At 71.7% G+C, this 15736-nt stretch carries 17 protein-coding genes; 6 read left to right on the top strand and 11 right to left on the bottom strand.

Annotation, left to right across the window (positions count from 1 at the left end):
- Nucleotides 1-5: 5 nt before the first annotated feature.
- Nucleotides 6-608: a hypothetical protein gene (locus OG841_RS36900; protein ID WP_057614408.1), complete on the top strand. Its 603-nt coding sequence runs from the start codon at nt 6-8 to the stop codon at nt 606-608.
- Between the two features lie 91 nt (nt 609-699).
- Complete coding sequence (locus OG841_RS36895; protein WP_328637408.1) at nt 700-1422, top strand: 3-keto-5-aminohexanoate cleavage protein; 723 nt, start codon at nt 700-702, stop codon at nt 1420-1422.
- A gap of 33 nt (nt 1423-1455) precedes the next feature.
- Here the strand turns inward: OG841_RS36895 and soxR are convergent, their stop codons facing one another.
- A complete protein-coding gene (gene soxR, locus OG841_RS36890) occupies nt 1456-1977 on the bottom strand; it encodes a redox-sensitive transcriptional activator SoxR (RefSeq protein ID WP_328637409.1) in 522 nt (173 codons plus the stop codon).
- A 107-nt stretch (nt 1978-2084) separates the two neighbouring features.
- On the opposite strand from soxR, the gene OG841_RS36885 reads away from it, so the two are divergent.
- Nucleotides 2085-2546 carry a MaoC family dehydratase gene (locus tag OG841_RS36885; protein ID WP_328637410.1) on the top strand — a complete coding sequence of 154 codons (462 nt, stop codon included), beginning with the start codon at nt 2085-2087 and terminating at the stop codon, nt 2544-2546.
- A gap of 4 nt (nt 2547-2550) precedes the next feature.
- Here OG841_RS36885 and OG841_RS36880 read toward each other — a convergent pair whose 3' ends face one another.
- The 3 genes from OG841_RS36880 to OG841_RS36870 form a co-directional block, all read right to left on the bottom strand.
- Entirely contained in the window at nt 2551-3177 is a 627-nt protein-coding gene (locus tag OG841_RS36880) for a TetR/AcrR family transcriptional regulator (RefSeq protein ID WP_328637411.1), read from the bottom strand.
- A gap of 410 nt (nt 3178-3587) precedes the next feature.
- Complete coding sequence (locus OG841_RS36875) at nt 3588-3875, bottom strand: YiaA/YiaB family inner membrane protein (protein WP_020117785.1); 288 nt, start codon at nt 3873-3875, stop codon at nt 3588-3590.
- Nucleotides 3876-3949: 74 nt separating this feature from the next.
- On the bottom strand, nt 3950-5104 hold the full coding sequence (locus OG841_RS36870; RefSeq protein ID WP_371568599.1) for an acyl-CoA dehydrogenase family protein: 1155 nt from the start codon (nt 5102-5104) through the stop codon (nt 3950-3952).
- 76 nt (nt 5105-5180) lie between these two features.
- On the opposite strand from OG841_RS36870, the gene OG841_RS36865 reads away from it, so the two are divergent.
- The 3 genes from OG841_RS36865 (at nt 5181) to OG841_RS36855 (ending at nt 7592) form a co-directional block, all read left to right on the top strand.
- Nucleotides 5181-5822, top strand: coding sequence for a TetR/AcrR family transcriptional regulator (locus tag OG841_RS36865; RefSeq protein ID WP_266566870.1), 642 nt, complete (start codon nt 5181-5183; stop codon nt 5820-5822).
- A gap of 35 nt (nt 5823-5857) precedes the next feature.
- Nucleotides 5858-6577: an ArsR/SmtB family transcription factor gene (locus OG841_RS36860; RefSeq protein WP_328637414.1), complete on the top strand. Its 720-nt coding sequence runs from the start codon at nt 5858-5860 to the stop codon at nt 6575-6577.
- A 70-nt stretch (nt 6578-6647) separates the two neighbouring features.
- Complete coding sequence (locus OG841_RS36855) at nt 6648-7592, top strand: DMT family transporter (RefSeq protein WP_371570924.1); 945 nt, start codon at nt 6648-6650, stop codon at nt 7590-7592.
- Here OG841_RS36855 and OG841_RS36850 read toward each other — a convergent pair.
- The 7 genes from OG841_RS36850 to OG841_RS36820 all read right to left on the bottom strand — a co-directional run bounded on the left by OG841_RS36850 (nt 7578) and on the right by OG841_RS36820 (nt 15733).
- Nucleotides 7578-8906 (bottom strand): MFS transporter, encoded by a 1329-nt coding sequence (locus OG841_RS36850; protein ID WP_365120297.1) that lies wholly within the window; start codon nt 8904-8906, stop codon nt 7578-7580. The genes OG841_RS36855 and OG841_RS36850 overlap by 15 nt on opposite strands.
- Nucleotides 8907-9034: 128 nt before the next feature.
- Complete coding sequence (locus OG841_RS36845) at nt 9035-10114, bottom strand: Zn-dependent alcohol dehydrogenase (RefSeq protein WP_365120298.1); 1080 nt, start codon at nt 10112-10114, stop codon at nt 9035-9037.
- Between the two features lie 11 nt (nt 10115-10125).
- Nucleotides 10126-11514, bottom strand: coding sequence for an aldehyde dehydrogenase family protein (locus OG841_RS36840; RefSeq protein ID WP_365120300.1), 1389 nt, complete (start codon nt 11512-11514; stop codon nt 10126-10128).
- 102 nt (nt 11515-11616) lie between these two features.
- Nucleotides 11617-12069 carry a DUF3574 domain-containing protein gene (locus OG841_RS36835; protein WP_328637419.1) on the bottom strand — a complete coding sequence of 151 codons (453 nt, stop codon included), beginning with the start codon at nt 12067-12069 and terminating at the stop codon, nt 11617-11619.
- 671 nt (nt 12070-12740) lie between these two features.
- On the bottom strand, nt 12741-14078 hold the full coding sequence (locus OG841_RS36830; RefSeq protein ID WP_328637420.1) for an ABC transporter ATP-binding protein: 1338 nt from the start codon (nt 14076-14078) through the stop codon (nt 12741-12743).
- A gap of 172 nt (nt 14079-14250) precedes the next feature.
- Nucleotides 14251-15087 carry a class F sortase gene (locus OG841_RS36825; protein ID WP_371568592.1) on the bottom strand — a complete coding sequence of 279 codons (837 nt, stop codon included), beginning with the start codon at nt 15085-15087 and terminating at the stop codon, nt 14251-14253.
- Nucleotides 15074-15733 carry a hypothetical protein gene (locus OG841_RS36820; protein WP_328637422.1) on the bottom strand — a complete coding sequence of 220 codons (660 nt, stop codon included), beginning with the start codon at nt 15731-15733 and terminating at the stop codon, nt 15074-15076. Before OG841_RS36820 ends, OG841_RS36825 begins: the two co-directional genes overlap by 14 nt.
- Between the last annotated feature and the right edge of the window lie 3 nt (nt 15734-15736).

The following is a 15736-nucleotide window of genomic DNA, read 5'->3' as shown; positions in this document are numbered from 1 at the left end:
GGGCGATGGCCGGTTTCCGGAGTCTGGCGAGACAGGTGCGGGATCCGCGGTGCGATCTGGCGCTTCGGCGCTACTCGCTGCGCAAGTGCCTTGAGCGGTTCGCTCCTTACGGGCACAGGGCGACCTGGGACCACTTGTGCTCCCGGGCGGGATTCGGTCCCGAGGACCGCTCCCCCGACCCAGCGCGGCTCGTGGCCGCACTGGAGGAGTTGGAGGAGGCGCGTTCGGTCTGGCTGGCCTACGAGGTCGAGTTCGCCGAGCGACGCAAGAAGGAGAAGCACGACGGGTTGCGCAGGCCGGGCAGTGTGGACGACTGGCACCGGCTGACCTGGGGCGGTTTCGGAGTCGCATGGTGCGACGATCCCCGGGTGCACCCCGATGACTCACTGGCCGAGGTGCTGCGCAGGCTGATCTCCGCGCTGGAGCGCGAACCGGGTGCGGTGTGCCCGGTGTGCGACGGAGAGCGGCTCGTCTGGAAGTACGAACTGGACCACGAACCCTCGACCGGACCGGTCTGCACGGACTGCGGGATCCTGGTGCCGCGGCCCGTGCTCACACCCGACGCCCTGGCGGACGCCAGGCGCGGACGGTTGCTGATGTCGGCCTAGAGCGTGTGAGCGCACCGGGGGTGCGCCGGGGATGCCGCACCCCCTGTATTGACGGGGTTGAACCGTCGGTGCCGCCTGGCACCATCGAGGAATGGTGCAGGTGTGTCTCAACGGCCCGCGCGGGGCCGCCGACGGAACGGCGGTGCCGCTCACGCCCGAGTCCATGGCGCAGGCGGCGGCCGAGGCCGTCGCGGCGGGCGCCACGGACATCCATGTCCACCCCAAGACACCTTGTGGGCGGGACAGTCTGTCGCCGCGGGTGGTAGCGGCGACACTTGAGGCGATCCGTGCGCGGGTGTCGGTCCCGGTCGGAGTGACCACCGGCGCCTGGGCGGAACCCGATCCAGCGGCCCGGCTCACCCGCGTCCGGGGCTGGACCGTGCTGCCCGACCACGCCTCGGTGAACTGGCACGAGCCGGGTGCCGAGGAGATCGCCACCGCACTGATCGACCTCGGAGTCGGCGTGGAGGCCGGTATCTGGTCGGGGACGGACGCGGCGGCGAGGTTCGCGGTGTCACCGCTCGGACCGAAGGTGCTGCGGGTCCTCGCGGAGGTGACGCACACCGACACGGCGGAGACCTCCGCGCGCACGCTCCTCGCCGAGCTCGGTCCGGCCCACGGCCGCCCCGTGCTGCTGCACGGCGAGGACGCCGGCGCCTGGCCGGTGCTGCGGCTGGCCGGCCGTCTGGGCCTCGCGACCCGAGTGGGCCTGGAGGACACACTGGTCCTGCCGGACGGCCGACGGGCCCTGTCCAACGGTCAGTTGGTGGCCGAGGGACTGCTCCAATACGGGTGGGCCCGGCGCTCGTCGTAGGCAGGGCTCTCGCCGAAGTGGTCGTACGACGACTCAGCAGCGCTCGTCCGTCGTCTCCTGCCGTTCCGGCTCCCGGCGCCCGTTCTTCCGTCGGCCCCCGCTCTGCTCCACCAGCAGCCGTGACCCCGTCAGCCGGTCGCCGAACACGTCGTCCGGGTTGGAGAGCACACACGTGTCGAGGGAGAGGCAGCCGCAACCGATGCAGTCGGTCAGATGGTCCCGCAGACGGTTCAACTGCTTGATGCGTTCGTCGAGTTCGGAGCGCCAGGCCTCGGAGAGGCGGGCCCAGTCCTCGCGGGTGGGGGTGCGTTCCTCGGGGAGTTCGGAGAGGGCGTCGCGGATCGTGGCCAGCGGGATGCCGACGCGTTGGGCGGCCCGGACGAACGCGACCCGGCGCAGCGCGTCACGGGAGTAGCGGCGCTGGTTGCCCGTGGTGCGGCGGCTGCGGATCAGGCCCTTGGACTCGTAGAAGTGCAGGGCGGAGACGGCGGCACCGCTGCGGGCGGCGAGCTGGCCGACCGTGAGCTCATGGATCTTCTCGGGAATCTGGGGCACCCCTCGAAGCCTACCCATCCCGTCACCCTCGCGGTCCGTTGACAGGGGGCCCTCGGCCGACCATGCTAAGCAGTCGCTTAGATATGATGTGGCGAGGAGGCCGGGACATGGCAGAGCCGAGGATCTTCACGGGTGCGGACGACCTGAAGGCGGCGGTGGGCGAGCGGCTGGGGTACACCGACTGGCTGGAGGTCGACCAGAAGCGCATCGATCTGTTCGCGGAGGCCACCGGTGACCACCAGTGGATCCATGTCGACCCGGAGAAGGCCGCCTCCGGCCCCTTCGGCACCACCATCGCGCACGGCTATCTCACCCTCTCCCTGCTGCCGCTGTTCGGGCCGCAGCTGATCAAGGTCGAGGGCGTGAAGATGGGCGTCAACTACGGGACGAACAAGGTGCGTTTCCCCGCGCCGGTACCCGTGGGCTCCCGCCTGCGTGCCACCGCGCAGATCACCGGCGTCGACGACGTGGCGGGCGGTGTCCAGGTCACCGTCGCCTTCAGCGTGGAGCGCGAGGGCGGGGACAAGCCGGTGTGCGTCGCGGAGTCGGTGTCGCGGTACTACCTGTAGGCGGCTACTTGGTCGCGCCCACCATCCGCAGGACGAGGTCGGCGTCGAGCGCGCCGACCTCGTCGGGCGTCCAGGGCCCGTCGACGTTGAACCAGCGGGCCACGTCGATGCAGAGCGACATGACGGCGAGGGTGGTGCCCTTCACGTCGAGCACGTCGAACTCTCCGGTGGCCATGCCGTCCTCGATGATCCCGCGGATCTCGGCGTCGCACTGCCGGCGCAGCGCGAGGATCTCGGCGCGGGCGTCGGGGCCGAGCGAGTCCAGTTCGTACTGGACGACCCGGGCGGTGGTGCGACCACCGGCGTGCCAGCGGACGAAGGAGCTCACGGCCTCCGTGAGCCGCTCGGTGGCGGTGCCTTCGCGGCGGGCCGCGACCTGGAGGATCTCCAGCGCCTTCGCGTGGCCGATCCTGCTGATGCGGTGGAGCAGCTCTTCCTTGGTCTTGTAGTGGATGTAGAGCGCGGCGGGGCTCATACCGGCCCGGCCCGCGATGTCCCGGGTCGTGGTGGCGTGATAGCCGCGCTCGGCGAACGCCTCCACCGCGGCAATGAGCAGCCGCCGCGCCGCGTCGGGCGTGACCTCGCCCCACGCCGACGTCTCGCCGTCGGCCGTCTCCTTCGCCGTACTCATCGCACGCCCCTCTCCACTGTCAGAACCCCCACCATACCGCCGAACCTGAGCGAGCGCTTAGCCACCCCGTGCTGCGCGGGCTGGAGCGGCGGGGTGCGGGGCGTGGGCCGGAGCGACGGAGGGTGCGGGTCGGGAACTGGGACTGGAGTAACGGGGGGTACGGAACGGGGACTGGAGGAGCGGGGGGTATGGGCGCGGGCCAGACCCCCGAAGCCGGCCACCGCCAGAGCGCTCACCGCCGGCCCCGGGCCAGGCCCGCCCGAAGCCGACCTCGGGCCAACCCCCACAAGACCAACCACCATCCGACCACTCGGAGCCGACCCCCGGCCAGGGCCGCCCCATGCCAGCCGGCCGGCGCCAGACCGCTCGACGTCAACTCCCAGGTCGAACCCCCTCCCGGCCAACCCCCGTCACAGCTTCTCGAAGGGGTCGTGTTCGGCGAGCAGTTTCTCCAGGCGGGCCTGGTCGACGCGGCTGACGATCTGGCCGGCCTCCTGGCGGTCGCGGATCACCTTGGCCAGGGTGAAGGCCGAGGTGACGAGGTACAGGACGGCGATCGCGAGGAAGCCGCGCACCCAGGCGTCGGCGTTCAGGCGGAAGATGCCGACGGCCGTGGCGGCCATGGCCACGGCGAAGGAGGCGACGGCCTGGCCGTAGAAGGCGGCCGTGTTCTGCTGCTTGACCGGTGTGTCACTCATGGCCCGAGTCTCGGCGACCGGTGACCCCTGCCACATCCGCTCAGATACTCAGAACGGCTACTCAGAACGGCTGCTCAGAACGCCGAGACACCCGTCAGCGCCCGCCCGATGACCAGCTTCTGGATCTGGCTGGTGCCCTCGTAGAGCGTCATCACTCGGGCATCGCGCAGCAGTTTGCCCGCCGGGTACTCGTCGATGTAGCCGTAGCCCCCGAAGACCTGGAGGGCGTTGTTCGCGGCGCGTACGGCGGCTTCCGAAGCGAACAGCTTGGCCTTGGAGGACTCGACGGCGAAGGGCAGCCCGCGGTCTATCAGGTCGGCCACCCGCCAGGTCAGCAGCCGGGCCGCGTCCACGTCGACGGCGATGTCGCTGATCAGCTCCTGGACGAGCTGGTGCCCGGCGATCGGCTTGCCGAACTGCTCGCGTTCACCGGCGTACCGGACGGCCGCGTCCAGCGCGGCCTGGGCGATCCCCACACAGCCCGCCGCCACCGACATCCGCCCCTTGGCCAGCGCGGACATGGCGACGGAGAACCCCTTGCCCTCCTCGCCGACCATCGCGGTGGCGGGCACGCGCACGCCCTCAAGCACCAGTTCGGCCGTGGCCTGTCCGCGCAGGCCGAGCTTGCCGTGGATGGTGCGGCGCGTCAGACCGGGCGTGTCGGTGGGCACGAGGAAGGCGGAGACGCCCTGGTGGCCCGGAGCGTCGGTCGACCGGGCGAACAACAGCACCACATCGGCCCACGTCCCGTTGGTGATGAACATCTTGGTGCCGTCGATGACGTAGTCGTCGCCGTCCCGCACCGCGCGCGTGGCGAGGTTTCCCGCGTCGGACCCGGTACCGGGCTCGGTGAGGCCGAAGCAGCCGACGTACTCGCCGGAGGTGAGCCCCGGCAGCCACCGCCGCTTCTGCTCCTCGCTCCCCCGCGCGGCGATCGTCTTGGCCACCAGGCCCAGCGAGACGGAGACGATGCCACGCACGGACGAATCACCGCGCCCGAGCTCCTCGGTGACCAGGCAGTACGCGAGATGGTCGCCGCCCGAGCCGCCGTACTCCTCGTCGATCGTCAGCCCCAGGAACCCGACCTCGCCGAGCTTCTTGACGATGGCCCGGTCGACCTCCTCGGCGCGATCCCAGGCGATGACGTGGGGGGCGATCTCACGGTCCACGAACTCCCGCGCCAGCCGCCGTACGGCAGCCTGCTCCTCACTCAACCCCAGGTCGACCACGAGATCACCTCACTTGAGAGCCGCGCCTTTAAATTAGCACTGCTAGTTTCCGTTCCGCAGCCCTACTATGTGCGCCATGGCCCGACCGCGCAAGCCCCTCCTCAGCACCGACCGGATCGTCGAGACGGCCCGCGCGCTCGTGGACGCGGAAGGCCTCGCGGCACTGTCCACACGCCGGCTGGCGGCGGAACTCGGCGTCAGCGGCCCGTCGCTCTACAACCACTTCCGTACCAAGGACGAGATCCTGGAGGCGGTCGCCGACTCGGTGAGCGCCCAGGTCGACCTGTCGATGTTCGAGGACGGCCGCGCGTGGCGGACCGCGTTGCACGACTGGGCCGTCTCCTACCGCACCGCCCTGCGCGACCACCCCAACATCGTCCCGGTCCTGGCCCGGGGCCCCGGCCGCCGTCCCGCGGGCCTCCGGCTCGCCGACGCGGTCTACGGCGCGATGGTCGACGCGGGCTGGCCACCGGCGCAGGCCACGTCCATCGGAGCGCTGATGCGGTACTTCATCATGGGCTCGGCGCTCGGCTCCTTCGCGGGCGGATTCGTCGACGACAAGAGCGCCTACGACCCCGCGGACTACCCCCATCTCGGCCAGGCGCACCTTCTCGCCGAGCAGCAGGAGAAGATCGACGAGCGGGCGTTCGAGACGGGGCTCAGGGCTCTGCTGGACGGCCTTGCCCAGCAGTACGAGCAGGTCGGACCCACCGCGTAGGCATATTTCGGTGGGCGCCGAAGTATCTCTCCGCGATGCTGGACCACATGACCAAGGACCCGCAGGCACCTCAGTTGGCGAGGCTCGCCGCACTGATCGCCGACGAGACCCGGGCGGCCTGCCTCCTGGCCCTCCTCGACGGCCGGGCCTGGACCGCGGGCGAGCTGGCCCGCCACGCGGGTGTGGCCGCGTCCACCCTGAGTGAACACCTGGGCAAGCTGGTCGCAGGCGGGCTGCTGACGGAGGAACGGCAGGGCCGCCACCGGTATGTCCGGCTGGCCGACGCGAGGGTGGCCCACCTCGTGGAGGACCTGGTGGCACAGGTCTCCCCGGACGCGGTCCCACGCCCGCGGAACCTGCGGGAGTCGAGCGCGGGCTCCGCGATGGCCCGGGGCCGTACCTGCTACGACCACTTGGCAGGACGACTGGGCATCGCGGTGACGGACGCACTGACATCCCGTCAACTCCTGCTTCAGGAAACGGGTTTCGCCCTCACGGACGCGGGTCTGGCGTGGTTCGACGCCACAGGCATCTCGCTCGACCGCAAAGGCCGGCGCCCCCTGGCCCGAGCCTGCCTGGACTGGACCGAACGACGCCCGCACCTGGCAGGGGTCGCGGGCGCGGCCCTGTGCCGGCACGCCCTGGCCGAGGGCTGGTGCGTACGCATCGGCTCGGAGCGAGCGGTGAAGGTGACAGCGACAGGAGAACGGGCGTTGACCGACCTCCTGGGAATCGACGCGGCGACACTGCGCTGAGGCTGCCGGGGGCAACCCGTCCGAAATCCGCGAGCTTCCGCACCCTCCCCTACCTAACCTCAGGAGCATGATGAACCACCGCCGCACCGAACTCCTCGCAGCCGGCGCAGCCACCGTCACCGTCATCCTGTGGGCCTCCGCCTTCGTCTCCATACGCAGCGCGGGTGCCGCCTACTCCCCCGGCGCCCTGGCCCTCGGCCGGCTCCTCTCCGGCGCACTCGCGCTGGGCGTGATCTGCCTGATCCGCCGGGAAGGGCTCCCCCCTCGCTCCGCCTGGCGCGGCATCGCCGTCTCCGGCGTCCTGTGGTTCGGCTTCTACATGGTCGTCCTGAACTGGGGCGAACAGCAGGTGGACGCGGGCACCGCGGCCCTGGTCGTGAACATCGGCCCCCTCCTGATCGCCCTGCTCGGCGCCCGGCTGCTCGGAGACGCGATGCCGCCCCGCCTGCTGGCCGGTATGGCGGTCTCCTTCGCCGGCGCGGTCACCGTGGGCCTGTCGATGTCGGACGACGGCGGCTCCTCGGTACTCGGCGTCATCCTGTGCCTGCTCGCGGCGATCGCCTACGCCGGCGGAGTCGTCGCACAGAAGCCGGCACTCGGCTCCGCGACCCCGCTGCAGGTGACGACGTTCGGCTGCTTCACCGGCGCCGTCGTCTGCCTCCCGTTCGCCGGCCAACTGGTGTCGGAGGCGGCCGACGCCCCGGCCTCGGCGACCCTCAACATGGTCTACCTGGGCGTTTTCCCGACCGCCCTGGCCTTCACGACGTGGGCCTACGCGCTCGCCCGTACGACCGCCAGCCGCATGGGCGCCACCACCTACGCGGTTCCCGCCCTGGTCGTCCTGATGTCCTGGCTGGCCCTCGGTGAGGTCCCGGGTCTGCTCACGCTCGCGGGCGGGACGCTGTGCCTGGCAGGCGTGGCGGTGTCCCGCTCCCGAACGCGACGGACGGCTGCGGCCCCGGTGACCGCACCGGAGCCGCAGCCGCAACCCGAGAGCGCCTCAGACCCCGCGTGAACGCGCCCTGCTCGCCAGCACCTTGATGCAGAGCAGCGCGATCACCGAGAGCCCGATGATGTACCCGGACACCGCCATCGATGTGCCCGTGGTCTCCAGCAGCAGCACCATCAGGAAGGGCGCGAGCCCACCGCCGAGCACGGCGGCGATCTGGTAGCCGAGGGAGGCGCCGGTGTACCGCATCTCCGGCGTGAACAGCTCGGCGAACAGGGCCGCTTGCGGGCCGTACATGATGCTGAGGAAGCATCCGGCGACGAATGTGGAGACCGCCAGCCACAGCAGCGACCCGGTGTCGATGAGCAGGAACATCGGTATCGCCCACAGGGCGACGCCGACCGCGCCGATGGCGTAGATCCGGATCCGGCCGAGGCGGTCGGAGAGCGCGGCGGCGGCCGGGATCAGCACCAGCTGGGTGAGGCTGATGCAGAGCGAGACGGTGAGAACGGCACTGCGTTTCATGCCGAGTTCGCGGGTGGTGTAGTCGAGGACCCCGGTGATCAGGATGTAGAAGGTCGCGGTGTTCACGGCGAAGGAGCCGCCCGCGAGCAGCACCGTGCCGAGGTGGTGGCGCAGGACCGTACGCAGCGGGGAGTTCTGCCCGCTCTTCTCCTTGGCGGCCAACTCCTGTTCCGCCTGCCGGAATTCGGGGGTCTCCTCGACCTTGGCGTGGATGTACCAGGCGAGCGCGAGGACGAACAGGCCGATGAGGAACGGGACGCGCCAGCCCCAGGCCGCGAACCCGGCGTCCGTGGTGAACGCCCCGGCCAGCAGGAACACCGTGTTGGCGGTCACCACGCCGATGGGGACGCCGAGTTGGACGACGCTGCCGTAGAGTCCGCGCTTGCCCTCGGGGGCGTACTCGGTGGCCAGCAGCATCGCGCCGCCCCACTGCGCACCGACCGCGACGCCCTGTACGACGCGGAGGAGGACGAGCAGGATCGGGGCGGCGACGCCGATCGTGTCGTACGTCGGCAGCAGGCCGATGCCGGTGGTGGCGACGCCCATGAGGGTGAGCGCGAGGACCAGCATCGGCTTGCGGCCCCGTTTGTCGCCGAGGTGGCCGGCGACGATGCCGCCGATCGGGCGGGCGAGGAAGCCGACGGCGAAGGTGGCGAAGGCGGCGAGGACGCCGGCGGTGGAGCTGCCCGACGGGAAGTACAGATCGCCGAGAACGAGGGCGGCGGCTATGCCGAAGACGAAGTAGTCGTACCACTCGACGGCGGAGGCCAGGGCGGCCGCCGTGGCGACGCGACGGCGGTGGGGAGTCGCCGGCGCGGTGACGGAAGTTTGGTGAGCGGAAGGGGCCGTGTCCATGCGGTGCACACTCCGGTGGGTGCGTGGGGACGTTGGCGGCTGAACATACTGACCGGACGGTATGGGGTCAACGGTTGTGCGGGAAGGTTGCCCGGAGCACCCGAGATGAGGCTCCGGGCAACCGTCGATCAGAACACCACCAGGGCCCTGCCGCCCTTGCCCGCCAGCATGTTGTCGAACGCCGCCGGAATCCCGTCCAGCGCGATCCGTTCCGTCACCAGGGCGCCGAGGTCCAGGCGGCCCGCCCGTACGTGCTCGGCGAGCACAGGGAGGTCCTCGGCCGGGTTCGCGTTGCCGTAGACACAGCCCGCGAGGGTGCGGCCCCAGTGGAAGAGCTCCAGGGCGTTGAAGGTGACCTGCTGGTCCTTGCCGCCGATGCCGACGACCGTCGTACGGCCGCCGCGGCGGGTGGAGTCCCAGGCCGTGCGGATGGTCGCCGCGCGGCCCACGCACTCCACGGCGACGTCGACGCCCTGCTTTCCGGTCAGGCCCCTGATCTCGCGGGCGGTGGTGTCGGAGGCGATCACGTAGTCGGTGGCTCCGGCCGCGCGCGCCAACTCCTCCTTCTCCGGGGAGACATCGACCGCGACGATCCGCGAGGCGCCCGCGATACGGGCCGCCTGGAGCGCGGCCAGGCCCACTCCCCCGACGCCGTACACGGCGACCGTCTCGCCCTCCCGGACCCGTGCCGCGTGGTGGACGGCTCCGTAGCCGGTGAGGACCGCACAGCCCAGCAGGGCCGCATCGGTGAGCGGGATGCCCTCGGGCAGGGGCAGGAGGCAGGACTCGGAGACGACCGTCTCCTCGGCGAACGCGGCGACGTTCAGGCCGGGGTGGAGGTCGGTGCCGTCGGCGGTGCGGGCGTAGACGTCCGCGGCGCCGTTGAGCGCGTTGGCGCACAGCCAGACCTCGCCGAGCGCGCAGGCATGGCAACTACCGCAGGCGGGAGCCCAGTTGAGGACGACTCGGGAACCGGGCGCCACCCCGTTGACCCCCTCCCCCACGGCGACGACCGTACCCGCGCCCTCGTGGCCGAGGACGGCCGGGACGGGGACGCGCATGGTGCCGTTGGACAGGGACAGGTCGGAGTGGCAGACGCCGGCGGCGGCGAGCCGGACGCGGACCTGGCCGGGACCGGGGTCCGGCAGGTCGATGTCGGTGACCTCCAGGGGAGCGCCCACGGCGGGAAGAACAGCGGCACGAACCACGGGAAGGCTCCTCAGAACTGGAGGGACTTGGTCTGGAGGTACTCGGCGAGACCGTGCGAGCCGAGCTCGCGGCCCACCCCGGACTGCTTGTAACCGCCGAAGGGGGCAAGGGGGTTGAAGCGGCCACCGTTGATGTCGACCTGGCCGGTGTCCATCCGCCGGGCGAAGGCCACCGCCTCCGACGCGTCGCCGGCCCAGACGGCGCCCGCGAGGCCGTAGACCGTGCCGTTGGCGATGCGCAGGGCGTCCTCCTCGTCCTCGTAGCGCAGGACGGACAGGACCGGGCCGAAGATCTCCTCCTGCGCGATCGTCATGTCGGGGGTGACGTCGGCGAAGACGGTCGGGGCGACGAAGTAGCCCTGCTCGCGCGGGGATTCAGGGCCTCCGGCGACCAGCCGGGCCCCCTCCGCCACGCCCTTCTCGATGTAACCGCGCACCCGTGCCTGCTGCTTGGCGCTGACAACGGGGCCGATGCGCTCGCCGTACTTCGCAGCGGCCGCGGCGGCGAGGTCGACAGCTTCGTCGTACTGCTCGGTGTGCACCAGCATCCGGGTCCAGGCACTGCAGGTCTGGCCGGAGTTGGACATCACGTTGGCGACGCCGACGTTGACCGCCTTGGCGAGGTCGGCGCTCGGCAGGATGACGTTGGCGGACTTGCCGCCGAGTTCCAGGGCGACCTTCTTCAGGGCGGCACCGGCGGTCGCGCCGATCTGCCGTCCGACCGCGGTGGAACCGGTGAAGGAGACCAGGTCCACGTCCGGGTGCTCGGCGAGCGCCTGCCCCGCGACCGGGCCGAGGCCGGTGACCAGGTTGAAGACGCCTGCCGGGACACCGGCCTCGTGGACCGCCTCGGCGAAGAGCTGGGCGACCAGCGGGGTGTCCTCGGCGGGCTTGAGCACGACCGTGCAGCCTGCGGCGAGGGCCGGGGCGACCTTGGCGACGATCTGGTGGAGCGGGTAGTTCCAGGGCGTGATCGCGCCGACCACGCCGATGGGCTCCTGGTGGACGGTGGAGTTGCCGACCTTCTCCTCGAAGGGGTGCGTGGCCGCGAGTTCCGCGTAGGAGGCGGCGACCGCGACGGGGACGGCGGCGTGGACGTTCTGCGAGAACTTCAGGGGCGAGCCGAGTTCGGCGGTGACGGTCTCGGCGATCTCGTCCTTGCGGGCGGCCAGGACATCCCGGAGGGCGGCCAGGCGGGCGGCCCGCTCGGCGGGTGCGGTCGCGGCCCAGGCCGGGAGGGCGGCGCGAGCGGCCCGTACGGCGAGGTCGACGTCCTCGGCGGTGCCGGCCGGGACCCGGCCGAGGACCTGCTCGTCGGCCGGGTTCACGACCTCGATCAGGTCCGGGCCGGTGGCCGGGCGCCACTCGCCGTCGATGTACATGCCGTCGTGCGCCTTCATGGTGCGTCCTCCCGGGCTGGGCCGTGCGTGGTGTCGTCCGGCCTCATAAACTAGCGACGATAGTTTTTTCGCGCCAGAGCGGGACCGGACCGTCCAGGGACATCAGAAGTCGGCGCGGGCCCGGTCGTCCACCCGCCCCACGGATTCCTGCCCGAACGTCTTCTCGTACGCCCGCCGGATCTCCTCGATCCGCCGGTCGCTCGCGGAGGCCTGCCCGGCCGGATACAGCAGGATCAGCTCGTACGACCGCTCCTTCTCGGTCCTCCCGCTCACGTCCCGCCACTGCCCGCGCCCGGACTGCACGGTCAGCCCCTCCGGGAAGCCGGGCGCGACCTCCTTGTCGACGAAGGCCGTGAACTGCCGGTCGGTGACGGCCGGTCCACCGCCGGGCCGCTCGGTGCCGAAGAAGAGCTGGGTCTCGACGTACGGCACCCCGCGCTCCGGCACCGGGGCGTCGGCCCCGGCGAAGGTGGTGTGGGCGGTGGGCGCGGCGACGGCGAGCAGGAGGGCGGCGCCGGTGAGGAGCGCCCTGGTCCTGGTGAGATGCACGTTCATGCGCCCTGCCTAGCGGACCACCGCCGCCCGGCCCGGCTGCCGCGCCCTCGGTTCACTCCACCAGGCCGAAGCGGGCCGGGGGGCGGCCTGGAGGGCGGTGGAGGAGTCGGTCAGTGGAGGCCCGGGCGAACGGAGGCGGTGCGGAGGATCGACGACGGGCCGGGCCGGGGCGGACGGAAACGGTGCGGCGGATCGACGGCGAGCGGGACCGGGGGCGGACGGAAGTGGCACGGCAGAACGACGGCGAGCGGGACCGGGGCGGACGGAAACGGCACGACACCACCACGACAACCAGAGCCGGAGCGGGCGGAACGGTGCGGCGGATCGACGACAGGCGGGGCCGGGGACGGACGGAAGTGGCACGGCAGAACCACGACGGGCGGAACCCGGCCAGACAGAAACGGCACGACACCACCACGACGGGCGGGACCGGGGCGGACGGAAACGGCACGGCAGAACCATGGCGGGCGGAACCCGGCCAGACGGAAACGGCACGACACCACCACGACGGGCGGGACCGGGGCGGACGGAAACGGCACGACACCACCACGACAACCAGAGCCGGAGCGGACGGAAACGGTGCGGCGGATCGACGGCGGGTGGGGACGGTGGCCGGGCGGCGGAGGGATGGTGGACTCGACGCCGAGCCGCGCCCCTCCCCACCCGGACCCTCACTCGTCCAGGTCCGGAAGGTGGTCCGGGGACGGGCAGATGCGTTCTCCGTGCTGGTCGAAGACGAAGAGGTGGGAGATGTCGACGAGAAGGGGGACCTGCATGCCGCGGCGGAGGTCGAGGTCCGGGGTGGTGCGAACCACGAGGTCACCGGGGAGGCGGGCGTCGGACGGGGCGGGCTCGGGGCCGGAGTCCGCCGGGTCCTCCAGGACCACCACCGGGCCCGCCCGCAGGGAGCCGGCGCGATCCCGCAGACGCTCCAGGACCGTCCCGTCGCGGCGGCGCCGCCGGGTCGGCCGTGGAGCGGGACGCGGGGCCTCCAGGTCGGGGACGAGGGCGGGGCGGGAGCCGGTGTTGAAGTGGACGAGGACCTCGTGGCCCTGGAACTCCACGTGCTCCACCAGGCCGGTGATCGGCATCTCACCCGGACGCGCGGAGGTCCGTTCGGCGATGCGGATCGCCTCCGAGCGCAGGCCCACGATCACCTCGCGGCCCTGCTGGACGCGGAGCAACTGGTGGTCCAGGGAGAGGGGTTCGGGCAGCCGCAGGTACTGCTTGCCGAGGCTGATGGTCATCGCGCCGTCCAGCGGAGCCCGGACCAGGCCGCGCAGGAGGTTGATGCGCGGGGTGCCGATGAAGGCGGCGACGAAGACGTTGCGCGGCAGCGCGTAGACCGAGCGCGGGGTGCCGACCTGCTGGAGAACTCCGCCGCGCAGCACGGCGACCCGGTCGCCGAGCGACATGGCCTCGGCCTGGTCGTGCGTGACGTAGACCGTGGTGACGCCCAACTCCTGGGTGAGGCCGGCTATTTCGGCGCGCAGGTGGTTGCGGAGCTTGGCGTCGAGGTTGGACAGCGGCTCGTCCATCAGGAAGGCGGAGGGGTGGCGGGAGATGGCCCGGCCCATCGCCACCCGCTGGCGTTCGCCGCCGGAGAGCTGAGCTGGGTAGCGGTCGAGGAGGTCCTCGATGCCCAGCATGCGGGCGGTGGCGTCCACGCGTGCGCGGGGATCCTCATCGGGGGCCTCGATGCGCAGCGGGAAGCCGATGTTCCCCCGGCTGGTCATGTTGGGGTAGAGGGCGAAGTTCTGGAACACCATCGCCATCCGCCGCTCGGCGGGCAGCAGGTCGTTGGCGTACTCGCCGTCGAGTCGGAGCTCGCCCTCGGTGATCTCCTCCAGGCCGGCGACCATCCTGAGGACGGTGGATTTTCCGCAGCCGGAGGGGCCGAGCAGGACGAGGAACTCGCCGGGCTCGATGTCCAGCGAGAGCCGGTCCACCACCCGGCTTCCTCGCGTGTAGGTCTTGCTCACGTCGTGCAAGGAGATGGCGCGTGTCATGACGGTGCCCCCGAGGGCTGAATCAGGCGCTGGTGCTCCGCGGTCGAGAGGCCCCGGGCGGGTCGTACGGGGCTGTGAGTCACGGAAGTTAACGGAACGCGCCCGGCCAGGGGAAGAGACTGGGCGGTATCAGGCGCTCCAGTCCAGCCAGTGAGAAAACGGACGGACGGATTCAGCGGGCCGTCGTGCCCGTCGGCGGCTGCGGCTCACGGGTCCGGGTGAGGTGGGCGAACACGACGACGTTGCTGGTGTAGCCCGTCCGCCACTTGAAGAGTCCACCGCAGGTGATCACGCGGAGCTCCGGGCGCCGGGCCGGGCCGTAGACCTCCTTGTCGGGGAAGCCCTCCTTGTCGAAGACCTTCACCCGGTCCACGGTGTAGACGGCGGTACGGCCGTCCGCGCGCCCCGCCTCGATCACTTTGCCGGGCTTCACCTGGGCGAGCGCGGCGAAGACGGCGGGACCGGTCCTGGTGTCGCGGTGGCCTACGGCGATCGCCGTGCCGGGCTCCCCGGGCGTGGGGCCGCCCTGGTACCAGCCCACGAGTTTCGGTTTGTCCACCGGCGGTGTGGCCAACTCCCGTCCCTTGATCAGCCCGAGGCCCGTGATGGGGGCGTCGATACCCAGGGACGGGATGCGGAAGGTCGTCGGCCGGGACCGGGGCAGCGGGCGGAGAGCGGGCGTGCGGGTGGGCGTGGGGCGGGCGGAGGGGGCCGGACGACGGGCCACCTCGGCGTCCGACTCACGGGCCACCTCGGCGTCGGGTTCACCGGGCGCCCCGGTGTCGGGTTCACGGGGTACCTCGGCGTCCGGGCCGGCAGCCACCTGGGCGTCCGGGCCTGCGGCCGCCACGACGCCCTGGCCGTCGGGCCCGTACGGCGCGGTCGACTTGTGGTCACCGGTGCACCGGACCCCCACCGTCACCAGGACGACCGTGAGCAGGGCCGTCCTGGTGAGGCGGTAGGCGCGGGTCCGGTACCAGGGCCTGCGTCTACGCCTACGCGGCGCCATTGGGCCGACGGCGGTTCAGCCGGAAGTACGCGACACCGCCGACCGCCACCAGGCCGACGGCTCCCGCGGCGGTCACCGGCGCGAACGCGGCCGCGGTGTCGACGAGACCGCCGCCGCCCGCGTGCACACCGCCCTTGGGGCCGTTGGAGTCGTTCTTGCCCCAGCCCGCGCCGTCGTTCTGCCGGTCCTCGATCTGGTCGCCCGGCCGGCGCTCCCCGCCGTGCCTGCCGTCGTGGCAGTTGACGCGGAAGACCTTCTCCTTGGGGACGCCCGCCACGATCCAGGTGATCTTGTACTGCCCGTCCGCCATCCCCAGCGGGTCGGTGTGGCCGGCGCCCCCCGCGAGCTGGATGGCGCCGGTGACGGTGGCGGCGCTGGGCAGCGGCGGCTGAGGCGTGATGGTGTAGGCGATGGTGGTGAGGATGTCGAAGTTGACGGCATCCAGGTAGAACTTGCAGACCTTGGGATCATCCTTCGAGACGCCGAAAGGCACGCCCACGCGGTGGATCCTGATGTCGCCGTTCTCGCCCACGGCAGACGCGGTCGGCGCCGCCACCCAGGACGCGCCGGCCGCGGCGAGGGCGGTGAGGACGACAGTGGCGCCCGCGCGGACGCGGAAGGTACGTGGGGGTGTCAGGGTGGGCATGCG

The organism is Streptomyces canus (assembly GCF_041435015.1).
GTDB classification, from domain to species: domain Bacteria; phylum Actinomycetota; class Actinomycetes; order Streptomycetales; family Streptomycetaceae; genus Streptomyces; species Streptomyces canus_G.
This window is presented reverse-complemented; position numbering and strand designations above follow the sequence as displayed.